The sequence below is a fragment of the Nocardia sp. NPDC058114 genome, assembly GCF_042884695.1.
In the GTDB taxonomy this organism is placed as follows: domain Bacteria; phylum Actinomycetota; class Actinomycetes; order Mycobacteriales; family Mycobacteriaceae; genus Nocardia.
In genome coordinates, this window is record NZ_JBHVTK010000005.1 from 136,077 (window position 1) to 153,783 (window position 17,707).

A 17,707-nucleotide genomic window follows, 5' to 3' on the forward strand; every position below is an offset into this window, starting at 1 on the left:
GCCCGAGACCGAAAGGTCCCGGGCTGTTCTCGCGTTTACTGCTAGACGACGGGACGCGTGGTCGCGACCGCGCGGTCCACTTCCCAGAACGCGCGCAAAGCGGCGATCTTCCCGTCGGCATCGACCTTGTAGGTGAACACGCCCTCGGCGTCGATGACGTGGCCGGCCATGGTGGTGCGGATCAGGCCGGTGAAGGCGATTTCGTTCCCGCAGGCGAAGGAGTCCTCGAAGCGGAATTCGATGGATTCGGTCAGGGCGATGGCCTTGTCCCAGAAGGCGCCGATGGCCTCGTGGCCGCGGTGGCCGACGCCCTCCGGATCGAAACCCGAAGGACCGACGGGATCTTCGACGATGCCGTCCTCGGCGAACAGGGCGACCCAGGCCGCCCGGTCCTTCGCCCTGACCGCGGCCTGAGATGCCAGGCCCGCGGCACGGGCGGTGCGTTCGATGGTGGTCATGGCTGCACCTTCGCGATGATGGGGTCGGCGATGTACTTCTCGGCGAACTTGCGCAGCGAGTCCTGCTTGGCCGCCAGCTCGCCGTCGAACCCGATGCCGTCGGCCAGCCACGGCACCACGATGTTGTCGGTGACGCCCGCGTCGGCCAGGTCCTGATAGCCGTCGCGGCCGAACTTGTCGATGCAGACGGACTGGATCTCGAAGGGCTCCTCGGACCGGCCGTATTCGGCACGCAGATCGCGCAGCGTGCCGATGGTGGTGACCAGGTCGTCGAACTTCATCATCGCCGAGGTCCAGCCGTCACCGATGCGGGCGGCCCGGCGCAGCGCCGGGCCGGTGTGCCCGCCGATGTAGAACGGCACCCGCTCGCTCGGCGCGGGGCTCATCTGCAACTGGTCGAAATCGAAGAACTCGCCGTGGAATTCGACCATGCCGCCGTCGAGGACGAGCCGGATGACCTCGATCATCTCGTCGACTCTGGCGCCGCGACGCGCGTACGGGACACCGCACCATTCGAATTCCTCAGGTGCCCAGCCGATCCCGATGCCGAACCCGAACCGGTTGCCCGACAGGTTGGCGATCGAGCCGACCTGTCGGGCCAGCAGCAGCGGATTGCGCGAGCCGAGCTTGAGGACATTGGTGTAGAAGCGCAGGTTCGTGGTGACCGCGGCCATGGACGCGGCGGCGATCAGCGGATCCACCCACGGAGTCTCCGGCCCCCAGAAGCGGCTGCCGTCCGGGGTGTACGGGTAGTCGGCGGCCTGTGACTTCATATAGAACAGCGAATCGGGCAGGCCGATGGAGGTGAACCCGCATTCTTCGGCCGTCTTGGCCAGCTCGGTGAGCTGATCCAAGGGGCTCAGTGCGACACCGAGGGTGAATTTCATGCCGGACGCTCGCTTCCCACGACCCACATCGAAAAGTACTGGGAGCCACCGCCGTACGCATGACCGAGGGCCTTGCGCGCGTTCGGCACCTGGTACGCGCCCGCGCGGCCCATCACCTGCTTGGCCGCTTCGGCGAACCGGATCAGGCCGGAGGCGCCGATCGGGTTGGACGAGAGGACGCCGCCCGACGGGTTCACCGGAATGCGCCCGCCGATCTCCGTCTCACCCTTGTCGGTGAGCTTCCAGCCGTCGCCCTCGGCCGCGAAGCCGAGATTCTCGAGCCACATCGGCTCGAACCAGGAGAACGGCACGTAGATCTCGGCGACATCGATCTCTTCCAGAGGATCGGTGATCCCGGCCGATTTCCACAGGGCCGTGGCCGCGTCCCGGCCCGCCTGCGGATTCACCTGGTCGCGACCCGAGAAGGTGGTCGGCTCGGTGCGCATCGCGGTGCCGTGGACCCAGGCCACCTTCTTGCCCTCGGCTTCGACCACCGCGGCGGCCTCGGCGTCGCCGATCACCACGGCGCACGCGCCGTCCGACGACGGGCAGGTCTCGTCGAAACGGATGGGATCCCAGAGCATTTGGGAGGCCAGTACCGACTCGAGGGTGATGTCGGGCTGATGCAGGTGTGCGAGCGGGTTCTTCGCGCCGTTGCGTCGATCCTTCACCGCCACCATCGCGCCGATGTGCAGTGGCGCGTTCGAGCGACGGATGTAGGAGCGCACGTGGGGGGCGAAGTAGCCGCCCGCGCCCGCGCCGACCGGCATGGTGAACGGCACCGGAATCGACAACGCCCACATGGCATTCGACTCCGACTGCTTCTCCCAGGCGATGGCGAGGACACGCTTGTGCACCCCACCCTGCACCAGGTTGGCGGCGACGACGCCGGTCGAGCCGCCGACCGAGCCCGCGGTGTGCACGCGGATCAACGGCTTGCCCGCCGCACCGAGCGCCTCGGCCATGTACAGCTCGGGCATCATGACGCCCTCGAAGAAGTCGGGGGCCTTGCCGACGACGACAGCGTCGATGTCGGCGATGGTCAGACCCGCGTCATCGAGTGCGCGATCGATGGCCTCACGGCACATGCCCGACATGGACACGTCCGTACGTTTTGTCACGTGATGGGTTTGGCCGGTGCCGAGCACCGCTGCGGGGAAGCTCACTTGACCTCCATGACGGCGACCAGATTCTGTTGCAGCGCAGGGCCGCTGGTCGCATGAGCGAGGGTCCGGTTCGCGGTGCCGGACATGATGGCTTGGGCGGCGCTGCCGATTCGTTCGAGACCCGCGGCGAACATCGGATTGGCGGCGAGGGCGCCACCGGAGGGATTGATCCGGGTGTCCGCGGACAGCCCGATCGCTTCCGCGAGGATCAACTGCTGGTGACTGAACGGCGCGTGCAGCTCGGCGACGTCGAAGGTGGTGTTGCCGCCGGTCGCCACCGCGGCCGCCTTGGTGGTGGAGGGGGAGCGGGTCAGGTCGCGACCGCCGAGCGCCTGGGCGTCGATGTTGTGCGCGATTCCGGTGATCCACGCGGGCCGCTCGCAGAGCTCGCGCGCGCGGTCGCCGACCGCGAGCACGATCGCGGCCGCGCCGTCGGTGATCGGCGCGATGTCGTGGGCGCGCAGCGGGTCGGCCACATAGGGTGCGCCGAGGTCACCGCCCGCGACCGCCGCCATGTCCTGCTCGGTCCACCGGCCGGAGTCCAGGCCGGCACGTGCCTGCAGACCCGCGATCGAGACCGCGTCGGGCCACATCGGCGCGACCAGGTAGGGGTCGAGCTGCATGGTCAGCACCTGGCGCAGCGTGCCTGCCGACGACTTGCCGAAGCCGTACACGAGTGCGGTCTGCGCCTGTCCGGAACGCAGCTTCACCCACGCTTCGTAGAGGGCCCACGCGGCGTCCATCTCCACGTGCGATTCGTTGATCGGTGGGACGGCGCCGATCGCATCGATCGCCGAGATGAACGAGAACGCGCGTCCGGCGAGGAAGTCGGAGGACCCCGAGCACCAGAAGTCGATATCGGACTTGGTGATGCCGAGATCGGCGTAGAGCTGCTGGAAGCACGGCACGAGCATCTCGACGCCGTTGGTGGTGCCGTGGGTTTCGGGTACGTGTGGTGCGTGGGCGAAGCCCACCACCGCGATCTCGGGCAGGCTCGCGTCGCTGCCGGAGGATGCTGATGTGGTCAACGTCGCCTCTCTAGAGGTGGTGCTGGTAGGACTCGTAGGGAGCGTCGGGCTCCCCGGTGGGCCGGAAGTGGTCGATATTGGCCAGCGTGTGGCCCCACTCCTCGCGGGGTTTCCACACCGCCTCGACCTGCATGCCCATCCGCACCTCGTCGGCCTCGCAGCCGAGGATCAGGTGCAGGACCGGGATGTCGGCGCCGTCGAGGAGCACATAGGCGGCCACGTACGGCGGCTTGATCCGCTGGCCGAGGAACGGCACGTTGACGATGCAGAAGGTGGTCACCGTGCCCTTGTCGGACAGCTCGACCAGGTCGTCGGTGGGTCTGCCGTCGGTCGGGTTGGCGCCGCGCGGCGGGAAGTACACCCGCCCGCCCGCTTCGGAGCGGCCGCCGATGAGCTTGCCTTCGGCCAGCCCGCGCAGATAGACGCTCTCCTGCGGAGAGGCCGTGTGCTTGTAGTCGAGGTCGACGGGCGTGGTCAGGATGGTGATCGGTGTTTGTTCGGAGTAGTCGGCGGGGCTGGTGCGCTCGCCGGGTTCGAAGCAGGCGATGTCCTGGATGCGGCCGGAACGCTCGTCGGCCCAGCGGGCACTGACCCGCATTCCGGTGCTGAGTTGTCCTGGGTCGGTCACGTCCAGGGCATGCAGCAACGCCGTGTCGGCGCCGTCGAGCTGGATCAGCGCCCATGCGAACGGTCGGTCGAACGGCTGGCCGGGCAACGGCTCGGACACCCACGTCCAGGACGTGACGGTGCCGGTCGCCGCGACCTCGACCAGTTCGGCCAGCGCCGCGCTGGTGTGTGGATCGTATTCGGGCGGTGGCACGAGTATTCGCCCGTCGCTGCCGCGCGCGCCGAGTATCCGGCGTTCGCGCAGTCCGGTCAGAAATGCGCCGATGATGGGTCCGACGGACCTGGTGTAGTCGAATCGCACCCTCAGGGGTGCACTCAATACTTCCACTGCGGTATTCCCCTGGGTCACGATATCGAGTAGAACAGGTTCTTATTCTGCTCGCAAGGATTCGCCGAAAGGGCGCCGATCATGAAATTCGGATTGCAACTCGGATACTGGGGCGCGCAGCCGCCCGCCAACGCAGGCGAGCTGGTGGTCGCGGCCGAGGAAACCGGCTTCGACGCGGTGTTCGCGGCCGAGTCGTGGGGCTCGGACGCCTTCACCCCGCTGGCCTGGTGGGGGTCGTCCACCGAGCGCGTGCGGCTGGGCACCTCGGTCGCGCAAATGTCGGCCCGCACTCCCGCGGCGGCCGCGATGCACGCGCTCACGCTGGATCACCTCAGCGGCGGCCGGGCCGTTCTCGGCCTCGGCGTCTCCGGACCGCAGGTGGTGGAGGGCTGGTACGGACAGCCCTTCGCGCAGCCGCTGCGGCGCACGCGCGAGTACGTCGACATCGTGCGCAAGGTGCTGGCCCGCGAGGCGCCGGTGACGTCGGACGGCAAGCACTACGGTCTGCCCTACACGGGTCCCGCAGCGACCGGGCTCGGCAAACCGCTCAAGCCGATCGTGCATCCGCTGCGCGCCGATCTGCCGATCTGGCTGGGTGCGGAGGGTCCGAAGAACGTCGCACAGACCGCTGAGATCGCCGACGGCTGGCTCGCGATCTACTACGCACCCCGACTGGCCGGGATGTACAACGAGTGGCTCGACGAGGGCTTCGCGCGGCCGGGCGCGCGCCGTTCGCGCGACGACTTCGAGATCGCGGCGAGTGCGCAGGTGGTGATCACCGACGATCCGGCCGGCGAGATCGAGCGGATGCGCTGGGTGAGCGCGCTCTACATCGGCGGCATGGGCGCGCCCGAGCTGAACTTCCACGCTCAGGTGTACAAGCGGATGGGCTACGCCGCCGAGGTCGACGAGATCTCCGCGCTGTTCCAGGCGGGACGCAAGGCCGAGGCCGCGGCGGCGGTGCCCGACGAGCTGATCACCGACACCGCGATCTTCGGCGACGAGGCCCATGTCCGCTCCCGGTTGAAGGAATGGGAGGACGCGGGCGTGACGATGATGCTGATCTCGGTCTCGGATGCCGAACAAATGCGTCGGCTCCAACCCCTTGTCACCATGTAGAACACGTTCTAAATTCGAGGGGTGAGCCAGCAGACAACGGAAGTCCTCGGACTGTGGAATATCGCCGAGGCCGATCCCGAACGGATCGCCCTCGTCGACCCGGACGGTAGAGAGATCAGCTATCGAGAATTGGCCACCCTCGCCAACCGGTACGCCAACGGGCTACGCGGCATCGGATTGCGCACCGGCGACGTGGTGGTCAGCATGCTGCACAACGGGGTCGAGGCCATCGCCGCGTACTTCGCCGCCTACCAAGCCGGTTTCTATATCGTCGCGGTGAACTGGCACCTCACCGCGCCGGAGATCGCCTACATCCTCGGCGACAGCGAGGCGTCGGCGTTCCTGGCCAGCGAGCGGTTCGCCGACACCGCAGCCGAGGCCGCCGACCTCGCGGAACTGTCCGCCGACGCCCGTTTCTCGGCGGGCACCATCCCCGGCTTCCGGCCGGTGTCCTGGCTCGGCGCCGCCGACACCGGTCGTCCGGACGAGCGGTCCATCGGCGCGCCGATGCTCTACACCTCGGGCACCACCGGTCGGCCCAAGGGCGTTCGCCGCCCGCTGACCGGCGCGGATCCCGATGTCGTTCCCGCGGCGAACCAGGCCTACTTCAGCCTGTTCGGCCTCGGTCCCTACGACGATCACGTGCACATCTGCGGTTCGCCGCTCTATCACACGGCCGTGCTGAACAACTCGACGATCTCGATCCAGATGGGGCACAAGCTCGTGCTGATGGATCGCTGGGACGCCGAGGGCATGCTCGCGCTGATCGAGAAGTACAAGGTCACCCACAGTCACATGGTGCCCACCCAGTTCAACCGGCTGCTGGCCCTGCCCGACGAGGTGCGGGCCCGCTACGACATGTCCTCGCTGCGCAGCATGATCCACGGTGCGGCACCGTGCCCGCCGGACACCAAGCGACGCATGCTCGAGTGGTGGGGACCGGTCGTCACCGAGTACTACGCCGCGACCGAAGGCGGCGGCACCGTGATCACCGGCGCCGAGTGGCTGGAAAAGCCGGGCTCGGTGGGCAAGGCGTGGCCGTGGTCGGTGGTGAAGGTGCTCGACGAGCAGGACGGCACCGAACTGCCCGCGGGCAAAGAGGGCCTGATCTACATGAAGATGGGCGCATCCAGCTTCGAGTACCACAAGGCCAAGGAGAAGACCGAGGAGTCGCGCGTCGGTGAGATGTTCACCGTCGGCGACATCGGCTACTTCGACGCCGACGGTTACCTGTTCCTCTGCGACCGGCGTTCGGATCTGATCCTGTCCGGTGGGGTGAACATCTACCCGGCCGAGATCGAGGGCGTGCTGATGAGCCACCCGAAGATCGCCGATGTGGCGGTTCTCGGTGTGCCCGACCCGGATTGGGGTCAGCAGGTGAAGGCGTTCGTGCAACCGGTGCCCGGCACCGAGGGCAGCGACGAACTCACCACCGACATCCTCGAATTCGCCGCGAGCCAGCTCGCGAAGTACAAGCTGCCCCGCACGGTGGAATACCGTGCGGAGCTGCCCCGCGATCCCAACGGGAAGCTGTACAAGCGCCGCCTGCTCTGAATTTCGTTCCCGCTCAGACGGGCTCGCGCCACTCCGGCTCGAGCCCGAAGAGCGGGAACAGGCGCTGGGTGTCGAGGAAGAAGTTGAGGCCGGCGATGGTGTCGCCCTCGAGTTCGAGCACCGTGATCGACCACGGCACCCAGACGCCGGGCTCCTCGCTCGGCTTGTAGTGGCCGAAGGCGGGCGAACCGTTGGCGCCGACCAGCGGCACCATCCGCGAATTGCGGCACGCGCTGCCCGTGCTGAGCATGAACGCGGCCACGTTCTCCGGGCCCGAGATCCAGAGATCGAACGGCGGCATCGACAGCGCCACATCGGCTTTGAGCAGGGTGGTGAGCGCGTCCATGTCGTAGGCCTCGAACGCCTTGACGAAATCGTCGATCAGTTTGCGCTGGTCCGGATCGGTCTCGTCGAAGCTGTCGGACACGGTCGGCTGCACCTTCGACATGGTGGCCCTGGCCCGCTGTAGCGCGCTGTTCACCGACGCCGGCGACATCATCAGCGCCTCGGCGGTCTCACCCGCGGAGAAGCGCAGCACCTCACGCATGATCAGGATCGCGCGCTGAGTGGCGGGCAGGTGCTGGCAGGCCGCGACGAAGGCCAGGCGCAGCGTGTCCCTGGTGGAGGCGTGGTCGGCCGGGTCGGCGCCGAAGGCCAGCGCATTCGGGATCGGCTCGATCCACACGTAGTCGGGCTGGGGCATGGGCAGCGGTGAATCCGGGCGGCCGGGCCCGTTGAGATCCATCGGTCTGGCACGACTCTGGGGACGGTCGAGCATGTCCAGACAGATATTGGTGGCGATCTTGTAGAGCCACGAGCGCAGGCTCGCGCGGCCCTCGAAGGAATCGTAGGAGCGCCAGGCGCGGGTAAAGGTTTCCTGCACTGCGTCTTCGGCCTCGAAGGAGGACCCGAGCATCCGGTAGGCATACGCGCACAACTCGCGCCGATGCGTCTCGAATTCGGCGAGTACAGCGGGATCGGGGCCGGTGGTGGCGGTTGTGGCGTCGCTCATAGTTTCACGATGCCACAGGGGTCCGACAGCCGACAGAGGCGAAAACGGACTATCGCGATTTCGCGAACTTCGCGCCGATGCGATGAATCCGCGTCGACCGCCACGTCTACATGTTCGAGACCGCAACGACGCCCCGAAAGGCTGAATCCCATGAGCAACAAGATGATCTTCATCAACCTCCCCGTCGCCGACCTCGACCGCTCGAAGAGCTTCTACGAGGCGCTGGGCTGGAAGGTCAACGAGGATTTCACCGATCAGAACGCGTCGTGCATCGTCATCGACGACAACATCTGCCTGATGCTGCTGACCAAGCCGTTCTTCTCGACCTTCAGCACGCGTCCGATCGCCGACACCATCAACACCGCCGCCGCCGGGTACGCGCTGTCGCTGGCCAGCGCCGAGGAGGTCGACGCGCTGACCGACGCCGCAGTCGCCGCGGGCGCCACCGAGCAGACCAACGAGGACAAGCGCGCCCAGGAGGCCCAGCTCGGCATGCACGGCCGCACCTTCCTCGACCCCGACGGCCACCAGTGGGAGCCGTTCTACATGAACTACCCGGGCGCGTAGGCCCCACCGCCATCAGGCCGCCGGGCACCGAGCCCGGCGCCCGGCGGCGTGTCAGGAGCCGGTGAAGTTCGGCTTGCGCTTCTCGGCGAAGGCTCGCGGCCCTTCCTTGGCGTCGGCTGATCGGAACACCTCGATGCCGATCTTCGCCTCGATGGGAAACGCCTCGTTCTCCGGCATGGCCTCGGTTTCACGCAGGGTGCGCAGCATCGCCTGGACGGCGAGCGGGCCGTTGTCGGCGATCTGGCCCGCCAGTGCCATGGCCTTGTCGAGGGCGGTTCCGTCGGGGACGACGTGTCCGATCAGGCCGATCTCCTTGGCCTCGGCAGCGGTGATGTGCCGACCGGTCAGCAGCAGATCAGCGGCCACCGTGTACGGGATCTGCCGGGCCAGCCGCACCGCGGAACCACCCAGTGGGAACAGGCCCCAGCGGGCCTCGGAAACGCCGAACTTCGCGCTTTCCCCGGCCACGCGCAGGTCGGTGCCCTGCAGGATCTCGGTGCCACCGGCGATAGCGGGGCCCTCGACGGCCGCGATCAGCGGCTTGGCCAGTCGCCGTCCCTTCAGCAGCGCGGGGAGGTAGGCGGGGTCCCAGCTGCCGGAGGAGGCGGTGTCCCCGGGATGCTGCGAGCTCATCGCCTTCAGATCCATTCCCGCGCAGAAGGCCCCGCCCGCACCGGTGAGGATCGCGACGCGGATGTCGGGATCGCTGTCCACCTGGTCCCAGGCGTCGCGCATGATCGCCATCATCTCGCCGGAGAGGGCGTTGCGCGCCTCGGGGCGGTTCATGGTGACGATGAGGACATGGTCGCGTTTCTCGACCAGGCAGTGGGCCATTTTCGTACTCCTGACAAGTTGAGTCTTGTCAGAAACAGTAACACGTTCTATTTTTGTCCTTGTGAGCTACAACATAGCCGATCTCGTCGAACATGCCGTCGACTTGATGCCCGACCGGATCGTGCTGGTCGGCGAACATCGAGAGTCGACCTACGCCGAACTGGAGGAGCGGGCCAACAAGTTGGCCCACTACCTGCTGGAACAGGGTGTGCGTCCCGGCGACAAAGTCGGAATCTATTCCAGGAACACCGTCGAGGCCGTCGAAGCGATGGTGGCCGTCTTCAAGGCGCGGGCGGTGATGATCAACGTCAACTTCCGCTACGTCGAGAACGAGTTACTGCACATCTTCGACAACTCCGACATGGTCGCGCTGATCCACGAGCGCCGCTACACCGACAAGGTGGCGGCGGTTCGGGAGAAGGTGCCCGCCCTGAAGACGGTGATCGTCGTCGAGGACGGCACCGATGGGCCCACCGGCGCGGACACTGTGGAGTACGAAGCGGCCTTGGCCGATTCGTCGGGTGAACGTGACTTCGGGGAGCGCTCGCCCGACGACATCTACATGCTCTACACCGGCGGCACCACCGGCCTGCCCAAGGGCGTGATGTGGCGGCACGAGGATGTCTGGCGGGTGCTCGGCGCCGGCATCAACTTCGTCACCGGCGAGTACACCAAGGACGAGTGGGAGCTGGCCAAGGTCGGCGCGGCCAACCCGCAGATGGTGCGCTTCCCGATTCCGCCGATGATCCACGGCGGCTCGCAGTGGGCCACCTTCCACAGCCTGTTCGGCGGTGGCAAGGCCGTGATGATTCCCGAGTTCAGCGGGCACGGAGTGTGGCAGGCCGTCGACAAGCACGGCATCAACCTGATCTTCATCACCGGCGACGCGATGGCGCGCCCGATGCTCGACGCGCTGGCCGAAGGCAACCCGGAAACCGGTGAGCCCTACGATCTTTCGACCTTGTACGTGCTGGCCAGCAGTGCGGCGCTGTTCTCGCCGTCGCTCAAGGACAAGTTCCTCGAGGTGCTGCCCAACCGGATGATCTCCGACTCCATCGGTTCCTCGGAGACCGGTTTCGGTGGACTCTCCCTGGTCGCCAAGGGCGCCACCCACACCGGTGGTCCCCGGGTGAAGATCGACGCGGCCACCCAGGTGCTCGACGAGGAAGGCAATCCGGTCGAACCGGGTTCCGGCGTCGTCGGCCTGCTGGCGCGCAGCGGACACATCCCGCTCGGTTACTACAAGGACGAGGTCAAGTCGGCCGCGACGTTCAAGGAGTTCAACGGCGTTCGCTTCGCGATCCCCGGCGACTACGCGCGCGTCGAGGAGGACGGCTCGGTCACCATGCTCGGCCGTGGTTCGGTGAGCATCAACAGCGGTGGCGAGAAGATCTACCCCGAAGAGGTGGAGGGCGCCCTCAAGGCGCACCCCGAGATCTTCGACGCGCTGGTGGTCGGGGTCGAGGACGCCCGCTGGGGCCAGCGAGTCGTCGCCGTCGTCCAGTGTCGTGGCGAGAACCGCCCCACCCTGGCCGACCTGAAACCGGTACTGGCCCAGGAGATCGCGTCGTACAAGCAGCCACGCAGCCTGTGGTTCGTCGACGAGATCAAGCGCTCGCCCGCGGGCAAGCCGGACTACCGCTGGGCCAAGTCGCAGACCGATGAGCGGCCTGCGGACGAGCACGCGGAGGCGGGCTCGGCGTAGTACCCGCACGATACGAACAAGCCCGCCCGGCATCGTCGCCGGGCGGGCTTTCGTCGTGTTCGGAATCGGTGGTGGGGAAACGGGTTCCGGTCAGCGGTTGCCGAGTTCGGAGAGTTGGTAGGCCAGCTTGGCGCGCACCGCGGGGATGCGGGTGAGCAGGCGGAAGGCGGTGTTGCGGGCGGTGCGTGCCGGGGCGGACTGGAGGGTCGCCATCGAGGTCATGCGGTGGGTGAAGGCGACGACGTCGAGGGCGATGGGCCTGCGGGTGGTTTCGTAGGTGTCGAGAATCGAATCCGGGTCGCCTGCGTCGACTTTCGCCAGCAGAGAGCCCAGGAGCGCCGCGTCCTGGATGCCGGTGTTCATGCCCTGGCCGCCTGCGGGGCTGTGGACGTGGGCGGCGTCGCCCGCGAGGAGGACGCGGCCTGCGCGGTACTGGTCGGCTACGCGGTGGTGGACCCGGAATCGGGAGCTCCACAGCACCTCGTCCACGTGGATCTCGCCCGCTGGGCCGCGGGTGTTCAGCAGGGTCTGGATATCGGTGCGGGTGGGGTGTTCCGGGGCGTCGTCGACGGTGGCGACGACGCGGTAGCGGTTGTGCGCGTCGTCGGGAAGGGGCGCGACCACGGTGACGCCTTCGGGGGAGAGGTGCAGCGACACTTCCGAACGCGGGGTAGGCCAGCTCATGCGGACGTCGGCGAGGACGAAGGATGCGGGGTAGGTATCGCCCGTGAAGCCGATGCCCACTTGCTCGCGCACGACGCTGTGCATGCCGTCGGCGCCGATGACATAGTCGGCCTCGATCTCGCCGCGCTGGTCGTTCTCGTCGACGTATTCGACAGTGACGCTGTCGTTCTCGTCGCTGACCCGGGTGACGGTGAGCGGCCGGTGCACCGTGCCGCCCAGCTCGTGCAGCCGGTCCAGGAGCACCTGCTCGGTGACGTCCTGCGGCACCATCAGCGTGTACGGGAAGGCGGTGGGGAGATCGCCGAACTCGATGGTGGCCAACGTCTTCGCGCCGTCGTGGAGCTTGAAGGTGGGCACCTGGATTCCGAGTTCGACGAGCTTGCTCGTGATGCCGAGCCCGTCGAGCACCTCGAGTGTCCTGGCGTGCACCACCGCGGCCCGAGAAGTGTTGGCGCCCTCGCCGAGTCGATCGATGAGCACATGGTCGACGCCGGCTTCGGCGAGCACGATCGCGGCGGTGAGCCCGGCGGGACCCGCGCCGACGATGACGACGGAGGTGGCTTCGGGAAGTGAGGTGGCGGGCATTTCGACTCCTGGTCAACGCTTGTTTGCCAACGCTTGTAGGCATAACGGTAAACCTGCTCACGGATGAAAGTCAACAGTTGTTGGCCTACAATTGTTGACATGCCTGACCAGGAGATTCCCACCCGTCGTTCCGACGCGACGAAGGCCGCCATTCTCGAGGCCGCTCGCGCCCGCTTCGCCGCCGACGGCTACGCCAAGGCCACGATCCGCGCGATCGCCGCCGACGCCGAGATCGATCCCTCGATGGTGATGCGCTATTTCGGCAGCAAGGACGGCCTCTTCGCCGCCGCCGCTCAGATCGACCTGGACCTCCCCGACCTGAGTGCCGCCGACCCGAACGCCATGGGCGAGTTGATGATCCGCCGCTTCCTCGAGATCTGGGAGGGCAACGACAACACCGTTCTGCTGATCCTGCTCCGCTCTTCGATCACCGACGAGGCGGTCGCGGCCCGCTTCCGTGAGATCTTCGCCGACCAGGTCCTGCCCGCCGTCCTCCGCTTCGGCACCCCCGCAGACGCCCCGCGTCGTGCCGCGCTTATCGTCACTCAACTCCTGGGCCTGGCCCTGTGTCGGTACGTCCTGCGGCTGCCGCCGGTAGTCGCGCTTACGCCACAGCAGATCGTCACCGACCTCGCCCCCACCCTGCAGCGCTACCTGACTTCGGGGTTGGATCTCCATCGGTAGGCAGGAGTGCATCGGTGCCTTGCGACGCCATTTGAGGCGCGGCCGGCCTACGGCGTCAAGAGTCGGTGAGAACCGGTGGTCAGTGCTTCAAAGCGGTAGCGAGACGGGATGCGATCTCGGGAACATCGATCACTGCGCCACTGGCGACGTCGATCATGAGGTTGTACGTGAGGTCTTCGTCGAGAGAGCTCGTGTCGATGCCGTTGTAGGCCAGGAAGACGATCGCGCCAGCGATGGCAAGACGCTTGTTGCCGTCGACGAGTGGGTGGCTGGCTGCGATCGAATGCAGGAGCGCTGCGGACTTCTCCCAGATGCCTGGGTAGGCGTCGGTCCCGAACACGGTGGTTGCCGGGCGCGCGGCCGCCGAGGCGAGCAGTCCCGCGTCGCGTACGACGTACGGCCCTGCCACATCCTCGGCGATTGCTCGCAGGTCGGCGACCGTGAGGTAGTAGATCTCCGCTTCGCTCACTCGGCGAGCCTGTCGAGCAGGCTCCTGTGACGCTCGGCGAATTGTCGCGATAGTGCGCGGACTTGGCTGTTTGCGGTCTCGGCCATCGAATCCGGCACCACGGCCGCTACGCGGCGGCCATGACGGGTCAAGTGCACGACGGTGCCGCTCTCGGCGGCCGCAATCACCTCGGCGAGACGCTCCCTGGCTTCACTTACCGGGAGTTCCCAGTTCTCGGGCGAGCGGGCTGCAGTCATGCTTTGAATTGTACATCTTGGCCGACAGTTCGTACGAACTGTCGGCCAAGAGTTAGGCCAAGAGTTAGTTCGCCAGTTCCGCGCCGAGGGCGAGGAGGTGGGGAGTTGCGCCGCCGAGGGCGAATTCGTTGTGCTTGGCGGCGGTGAAGTAGTTGTGGGTGATGTGGTCGCGGTCGATGCCGAGGCCGCCGTGGACGTGGACCACGGTGTGGGCGACCTTGTGTCCGGCCTCGGCCGCCCAGAACTTGGCGATGTGGATGGCCTCGGCGGCGGGCAGGTCCTCCGACAGGCGCCAGGCGCCCTGGGTGACGGTGAGGCGAAGGCCGCCGATGTCGATGTAGGCGTCGGACAGGCGCTGGGCGACCGACTGGAACGAGCCGATCGGCTTGCCGAACTGCTCGCGGGTACGGGTGTGCTCGGCGGTCAGCTCGAGTGCGCGCTCCAGCGTGCCGAGTTGCAGGGCCGACAGGCCGAGCCAGGCGTGTTCGCGCAGCCAGGTGAGGATGTCGGCGCCCGCCTCGATGCTGCCGAGCAGTTCGGCCGGGGCGGCGGCGAGGTCGACGGCGAACTCGGGGCTCAGGTCGACGACCTGCTGGGCGGTGCGGGTGACCGAAGCGTGCTCCGGATCGACCACGAACACGCCGACACCGGTAGAGGTGATGGCGGGCACCAGGATTCGTTCGGCACGATCGGCGACGGCGACCGTGGTCGCGGTACCGGTGAGCGTCCATCCGGCGCCGGCGGCCTGGGCGACGATCCCGGGTGCGTCGGTGGTGGCGCGCAGTTCCTCGGCCAGCGCGGCGGTGAGCACGATCTCGCCCGCGCCCGCGCGCGCGGCCAACTGCTGCTGGTCGGCATTGCCGAACTTCGCCAGCGCGCCCGCGCCGAGGACGATCGACCACAGGTAGGGCACCGCGGCGACGACGCGGCCGAGTTCACGCAGGATCGCGGTCTGCTCGAGCATGCCGAAATCGCTGCCGCCCAGGGCTTCCGGCAGCGCGGCGGCCAGCACGCCGGTCTCGGCGAGCGACTTCCAGAGCTGCTCGTCGAAGCGGGCGGCGGTGTCGAGTTCGCGCAGCCGATCGGCGGTGACCAGCTTGGCGCAGATCTCGCCGGTCAGCCGGGCGAGATCGGTCTGGGCTTCGGTGGGAGTGAAATCCATGGGGAGATACCGGCTTTCGGGATCAGCGGGCGGACGCGGGCTGGCGCAGGGCGGTCATGGCGATGATGTCGCGCTGGACCTCGTTGGTGCCGCCGCCGAAGGTGAGAATCAGTGCGGCGCGGTGCATCCGCTCGAGCCGGCCGAGCAGTGCGGCGCCGGGGGAGTCCTGGCGCAGGTACGCGTGGGGGCCGACGACCTCCATCAGCAGGCGATAGGCCTCGGTGGAGAGTTCGGTGCCGTAGACCTTGCAGGCGGAGGCGTCCCACGGCTTCGGCGCGGCCTCGCCGCCCTGATCGGCGCGGCTGGCGATCTCCCAGTTCAGCAGCTTGAGGTATTCGACCTTGGCGTGCACCCGAGCCAGGTTGAGCCGGGCCCATTCCTGGTCGATCACGCGTTTGCCGTTGGGCAGGGTGGTTTCCCGTGCCCACTCCACGGTCTGGGCGACCGCGAGGCTCAGCGGACCCGCCGAGGTGAGGGCGACTCGCTCGTGATTGAGCTGATTGGTGATGAGCGACCAGCCGCCGTTCTCGGGACCGACCACCGACGAGGCGGGCACCCGCACGTCCTGGTAGTAGGTGGCGCTGGTGTCGGGCCCGGCCATCGTGTGCACCGGCGTCCAGGAGAACCCGTCGACATCGGTCGGCACGATGAGCATCGTGATGCCCTTGTGCTTCTTGGCGGCCGGATCGGTGCGCACGGCCAGCCAGATGTAGTCGGCGTAGGCGATGAGGCTGGTCCACATCTTCTGGCCGTTGATGACGAAGTCGTCGCCGTCGCGCACCGCGGTGGTCCGCAGCGAGGCCAGGTCGGTACCGGCGCCCGGCTCGGAGTAGCCGATGGCGAAGTGCAGCTCACCGGAGGCGATCTTGGGCAGGAAGAACTTCTTCTGCTCTTCGGTGCCGTACTGCATGATCGTCGGCGCCACGGAATTGAGCGTCAGGAAGGGAACCGGCGCGCCCGCGATGGCCGCTTCCTCGACGAAGATCAGCTGATCCATCGTGGTGCGGTCCTGGCCGCCGTACTCCTTGGGCCAGCTCAGGGTGAGCCAGCCGTCGCGGCCCATGTCGCGCACGACCTCGCGGTACACGTTGCCGGAGCCGTATTCGCCGGTCGTCATGCTCAGCGCCGCGCGACGTTCCGGTGTCATCAGCTTCGCGAAATATTCGCGCAGCTCGGCGCGCAATTCTTCCTGCTGCGGCGTATACGCGACGCGCATGCTTCCTACCTCGGTGTCGAGCTGAAAGGGCGGGTGGCGGGGCGCAGGGGGTGAGCCCCGCCGAAACCGATCATTGCATATGAACTGGAACATGTTCCAGTATTGATGGTGATTCGGTGCCTGTTCCGCTTCGGGGACCAGGCTGTCTGGGTTAGTGTCGCGAAGACCGTGTGGAAGGAAGTTCTCATGAAGATCATCGTCGATTTCGACCGATGTGAAGCGAACGGCGTCTGTGTAGGAATCGCCCCTGACATGTTCGAACTTGATGACGACGACATGTTGACCGTCGCCGAGGGCGATGTCGCGCCCGATCGCCTCGCCGACGCGGAGGAGGCCGTGGCGCAGTGCCCCAAGGCCGCGCTGAGGTTGGCGTGATCCGCTCTTGTCGGATGGTGGAACACGTTCTAGAGTCGGCCGAATGAGTGTGACGCAGATTTCATTGGAGGGCCGGGTCGCCATCGTGACCGGTGCGGGCGCCGGGCTCGGCAGGGCCGAAGCTCTCGCGCTGGCGTCGGCCGGTGCGGCGGTGGTCGTCAATGACCTGACCGAGGACGCGGCGGCCGAGACCATCGCCGCCATCCGCGAGCTCGGTGGCAAGGCGGAATTCGTCGGCGGCTCCATCGCCGAGCGCTCGACGGCCGACGCGCTCGTCTCGACCGCGCAGGAATCGCTGGGCGGGCTCGACATCGTTGTCAACAACGCGGGCATCACCCGCGACCGCATGCTGTTCAACATGTCCGACGAGGACTGGGACGCGGTGATCGCGGTGCACCTCCGCGGACACTTCCTGCTCACCCGCAACGCGGCCGCCTACTGGCGCGCGGCATCCAAGGCGGCGGGCGAGCCGGTCTACGGCCGGCTGGTCAACACCTCCTCGGAGGCGGGCCTGCTCGGACCGGAAGGCCAGGCGAACTACGGTGCGGCCAAGGCCGGCATCACCGCCCTCACGCTCACCGCGTCGCGCGTGCTGTCCAGGTACGGCGTGCGCGCCAACGCGATCTGCCCCCGGGCCAGGACCGCGATGACCGAGGCGGTCTTCGCCGACGCGCCCGAAGGCGCGGTCGACCCGCTGGCGCCCGAGCACGTGGCCAAGCTCGTGGCCTACCTCGCCTCGCCCGCGGCCGATGCCGTGAACGGTCAGGTCTTCGTCGTCTACGGACCGATGGTGGCGCTGATGGCGGCGCCGACGGTCGAGCGGCGATTCGATGCCGCGGGTGCCGAATGGTCCGAGGCCGACCTGGCCGCCACCCTCGGTGGCTACTTCGCAGAGCGCCCTGCGGATCACACCTTTTCGGCGCGCGACCTCCGCGATCTGGGCTGAGCAGTCCAGTCCGCGGTTTGCCTGATGTTGGCTGACCGCATACCCCGCCGGATTTGTCTCGCCTG

At 67.5% G+C, this 17,707-nt stretch carries 19 protein-coding genes; 7 read left to right on the top strand and 12 right to left on the bottom strand.

The window, feature by feature from the left end:
• Positions 1-41: 41 nt before the first annotated feature.
• The 5 genes from ACFVVI_RS20130 to ACFVVI_RS20150 are packed head-to-tail and all read right to left on the bottom strand — an operon-like array spanning position 42 to position 4,515.
• Positions 42-458, bottom strand: coding sequence for a nuclear transport factor 2 family protein (locus tag ACFVVI_RS20130; RefSeq protein WP_378990652.1), 417 nt, complete (start codon positions 456-458; stop codon positions 42-44).
• Positions 455-1,345, bottom strand: coding sequence for a TIGR03619 family F420-dependent LLM class oxidoreductase (locus tag ACFVVI_RS20135; protein WP_379313557.1), 891 nt, complete (start codon positions 1,343-1,345; stop codon positions 455-457). Before ACFVVI_RS20135 ends, ACFVVI_RS20130 begins: the two co-directional genes overlap by 4 nt.
• Entirely contained in the window at positions 1,342-2,511 is a 1,170-nt protein-coding gene (locus ACFVVI_RS20140; protein WP_378631669.1) for a thiolase domain-containing protein, read from the bottom strand. Before ACFVVI_RS20140 ends, ACFVVI_RS20135 begins: the two co-directional genes overlap by 4 nt.
• The gene (locus ACFVVI_RS20145) at positions 2,508-3,503 is read right to left on the bottom strand and encodes a thiolase domain-containing protein (protein ID WP_378632448.1); all 996 of its coding nucleotides are present in this window, start codon (positions 3,501-3,503) and stop codon (positions 2,508-2,510) included. Before ACFVVI_RS20145 ends, ACFVVI_RS20140 begins: the two co-directional genes overlap by 4 nt.
• 46 nt (positions 3,504-3,549) lie before the next feature.
• Positions 3,550-4,515: a Zn-ribbon domain-containing OB-fold protein gene (locus ACFVVI_RS20150; RefSeq protein ID WP_379313560.1), complete on the bottom strand. Its 966-nt coding sequence runs from the start codon at positions 4,513-4,515 to the stop codon at positions 3,550-3,552.
• A gap of 60 nt (positions 4,516-4,575) precedes the next feature.
• On the opposite strand from ACFVVI_RS20150, the gene ACFVVI_RS20155 reads away from it, so the two are divergent.
• Positions 4,576-5,613 carry an LLM class F420-dependent oxidoreductase gene (locus ACFVVI_RS20155; protein WP_378658154.1) on the top strand — a complete coding sequence of 346 codons (1,038 nt, stop codon included), beginning with the start codon at positions 4,576-4,578 and terminating at the stop codon, positions 5,611-5,613.
• 21 nt (positions 5,614-5,634) lie between these two features.
• Entirely contained in the window at positions 5,635-7,167 is a 1,533-nt protein-coding gene (locus tag ACFVVI_RS20160) for an acyl-CoA synthetase (protein WP_378631673.1), read from the top strand.
• Between the two features lie 13 nt (positions 7,168-7,180).
• On the opposite strand, the gene ACFVVI_RS20165 is transcribed toward ACFVVI_RS20160, so the two are convergent.
• Positions 7,181-8,179, bottom strand: a complete 999-nt coding sequence (locus ACFVVI_RS20165) for a sigma-70 family RNA polymerase sigma factor (protein ID WP_378990649.1) — start codon at positions 8,177-8,179, stop codon at positions 7,181-7,183.
• Between the two features lie 150 nt (positions 8,180-8,329).
• Between ACFVVI_RS20165 and ACFVVI_RS20170 the strand changes: the two genes are divergently transcribed.
• Positions 8,330-8,746 carry a VOC family protein gene (locus ACFVVI_RS20170; RefSeq protein WP_387446270.1) on the top strand — a complete coding sequence of 139 codons (417 nt, stop codon included), beginning with the start codon at positions 8,330-8,332 and terminating at the stop codon, positions 8,744-8,746.
• 51 nt (positions 8,747-8,797) lie between these two features.
• On the opposite strand, the gene ACFVVI_RS20175 is transcribed toward ACFVVI_RS20170, so the two are convergent.
• Complete coding sequence (locus ACFVVI_RS20175) at positions 8,798-9,580, bottom strand: crotonase/enoyl-CoA hydratase family protein (RefSeq protein WP_378913823.1); 783 nt, start codon at positions 9,578-9,580, stop codon at positions 8,798-8,800.
• Between the two features lie 61 nt (positions 9,581-9,641).
• Between ACFVVI_RS20175 and ACFVVI_RS20180 the strand changes: the two genes are divergently transcribed.
• Positions 9,642-11,285 (top strand): acyl-CoA synthetase, encoded by a 1,644-nt coding sequence (locus tag ACFVVI_RS20180; protein ID WP_378990646.1) that lies wholly within the window; start codon positions 9,642-9,644, stop codon positions 11,283-11,285.
• Positions 11,286-11,375: 90 nt separating this feature from the next.
• On the opposite strand, the gene ACFVVI_RS20185 is transcribed toward ACFVVI_RS20180, so the two are convergent.
• Positions 11,376-12,554, bottom strand: a complete 1,179-nt coding sequence (locus ACFVVI_RS20185; RefSeq protein ID WP_387446272.1) for an FAD-dependent oxidoreductase — start codon at positions 12,552-12,554, stop codon at positions 11,376-11,378.
• Between the two features lie 99 nt (positions 12,555-12,653).
• Here ACFVVI_RS20185 and ACFVVI_RS20190 point away from each other — a divergent pair, with 99 nt between their 5' ends.
• Entirely contained in the window at positions 12,654-13,238 is a 585-nt protein-coding gene (locus ACFVVI_RS20190; RefSeq protein WP_378990644.1) for a TetR family transcriptional regulator, read from the top strand.
• A 79-nt stretch (positions 13,239-13,317) separates the two neighbouring features.
• Here the strand turns inward: ACFVVI_RS20190 and ACFVVI_RS20195 are convergent, their stop codons facing one another.
• The 4 genes from ACFVVI_RS20195 to ACFVVI_RS20210 form a co-directional block, all read right to left on the bottom strand.
• Positions 13,318-13,707: a type II toxin-antitoxin system death-on-curing family toxin gene (locus ACFVVI_RS20195; protein ID WP_387446274.1), complete on the bottom strand. Its 390-nt coding sequence runs from the start codon at positions 13,705-13,707 to the stop codon at positions 13,318-13,320.
• A complete protein-coding gene (locus tag ACFVVI_RS20200; RefSeq protein ID WP_387446276.1) occupies positions 13,704-13,943 on the bottom strand; it encodes a type II toxin-antitoxin system Phd/YefM family antitoxin in 240 nt (79 codons plus the stop codon). Before ACFVVI_RS20200 ends, ACFVVI_RS20195 begins: the two co-directional genes overlap by 4 nt.
• A gap of 64 nt (positions 13,944-14,007) precedes the next feature.
• Positions 14,008-15,105 carry an acyl-CoA dehydrogenase family protein gene (locus ACFVVI_RS20205; RefSeq protein WP_387446278.1) on the bottom strand — a complete coding sequence of 366 codons (1,098 nt, stop codon included), beginning with the start codon at positions 15,103-15,105 and terminating at the stop codon, positions 14,008-14,010.
• Between the two features lie 22 nt (positions 15,106-15,127).
• A complete protein-coding gene (locus tag ACFVVI_RS20210; protein WP_378990639.1) occupies positions 15,128-16,321 on the bottom strand; it encodes an acyl-CoA dehydrogenase family protein in 1,194 nt (397 codons plus the stop codon).
• A gap of 186 nt (positions 16,322-16,507) precedes the next feature.
• On the opposite strand from ACFVVI_RS20210, the gene ACFVVI_RS20215 reads away from it, so the two are divergent.
• The gene (locus ACFVVI_RS20215; RefSeq protein WP_056819344.1) at positions 16,508-16,696 is read left to right on the top strand and encodes a ferredoxin; all 189 of its coding nucleotides are present in this window, start codon (positions 16,508-16,510) and stop codon (positions 16,694-16,696) included.
• 43 nt (positions 16,697-16,739) lie between these two features.
• A complete protein-coding gene (locus ACFVVI_RS20220; protein WP_378990638.1) occupies positions 16,740-17,642 on the top strand; it encodes a 3-oxoacyl-ACP reductase in 903 nt (300 codons plus the stop codon).
• The last annotated feature ends 65 nt before the right edge of the window (positions 17,643-17,707 follow it).

Excerpts from the sequence above, each read along its gene's own strand:
- ACFVVI_RS20130 (WP_378990652.1), bottom strand. The coding sequence starts at position 458 with ATGACCACCATCGAACGCACCGCCCGTGCCGCGGGCCTGGCATCTCAG.
- ACFVVI_RS20205 (WP_387446278.1), bottom strand. The coding sequence starts at position 15,105 with ATGGATTTCACTCCCACCGAAGCCCAGACCGATCTCGCCCGGCTGACC.
- ACFVVI_RS20155 (WP_378658154.1), top strand. The coding sequence starts at position 4,576 with ATGAAATTCGGATTGCAACTCGGATACTGGGGCGCGCAGCCGCCCGCC.
- ACFVVI_RS20215 (WP_056819344.1), top strand. The coding sequence starts at position 16,508 with ATGAAGATCATCGTCGATTTCGACCGATGTGAAGCGAACGGCGTCTGT.
- ACFVVI_RS20135 (WP_379313557.1), bottom strand. The coding sequence starts at position 1,345 with ATGAAATTCACCCTCGGTGTCGCACTGAGCCCCTTGGATCAGCTCACC.
- ACFVVI_RS20200 (WP_387446276.1), bottom strand. The coding sequence starts at position 13,943 with ATGACTGCAGCCCGCTCGCCCGAGAACTGGGAACTCCCGGTAAGTGAA.
- ACFVVI_RS20175 (WP_378913823.1), bottom strand. The coding sequence starts at position 9,580 with ATGGCCCACTGCCTGGTCGAGAAACGCGACCATGTCCTCATCGTCACC.
- ACFVVI_RS20185 (WP_387446272.1), bottom strand. The coding sequence starts at position 12,554 with ATGCCCGCCACCTCACTTCCCGAAGCCACCTCCGTCGTCATCGTCGGC.
- ACFVVI_RS20220 (WP_378990638.1), top strand. The coding sequence starts at position 16,740 with ATGAGTGTGACGCAGATTTCATTGGAGGGCCGGGTCGCCATCGTGACC.
- ACFVVI_RS20210 (WP_378990639.1), bottom strand. The coding sequence starts at position 16,321 with ATGCGCGTCGCGTATACGCCGCAGCAGGAAGAATTGCGCGCCGAGCTG.
- ACFVVI_RS20170 (WP_387446270.1), top strand. The coding sequence starts at position 8,330 with ATGAGCAACAAGATGATCTTCATCAACCTCCCCGTCGCCGACCTCGAC.
- ACFVVI_RS20190 (WP_378990644.1), top strand. The coding sequence starts at position 12,654 with ATGCCTGACCAGGAGATTCCCACCCGTCGTTCCGACGCGACGAAGGCC.
- ACFVVI_RS20165 (WP_378990649.1), bottom strand. The coding sequence starts at position 8,179 with ATGAGCGACGCCACAACCGCCACCACCGGCCCCGATCCCGCTGTACTC.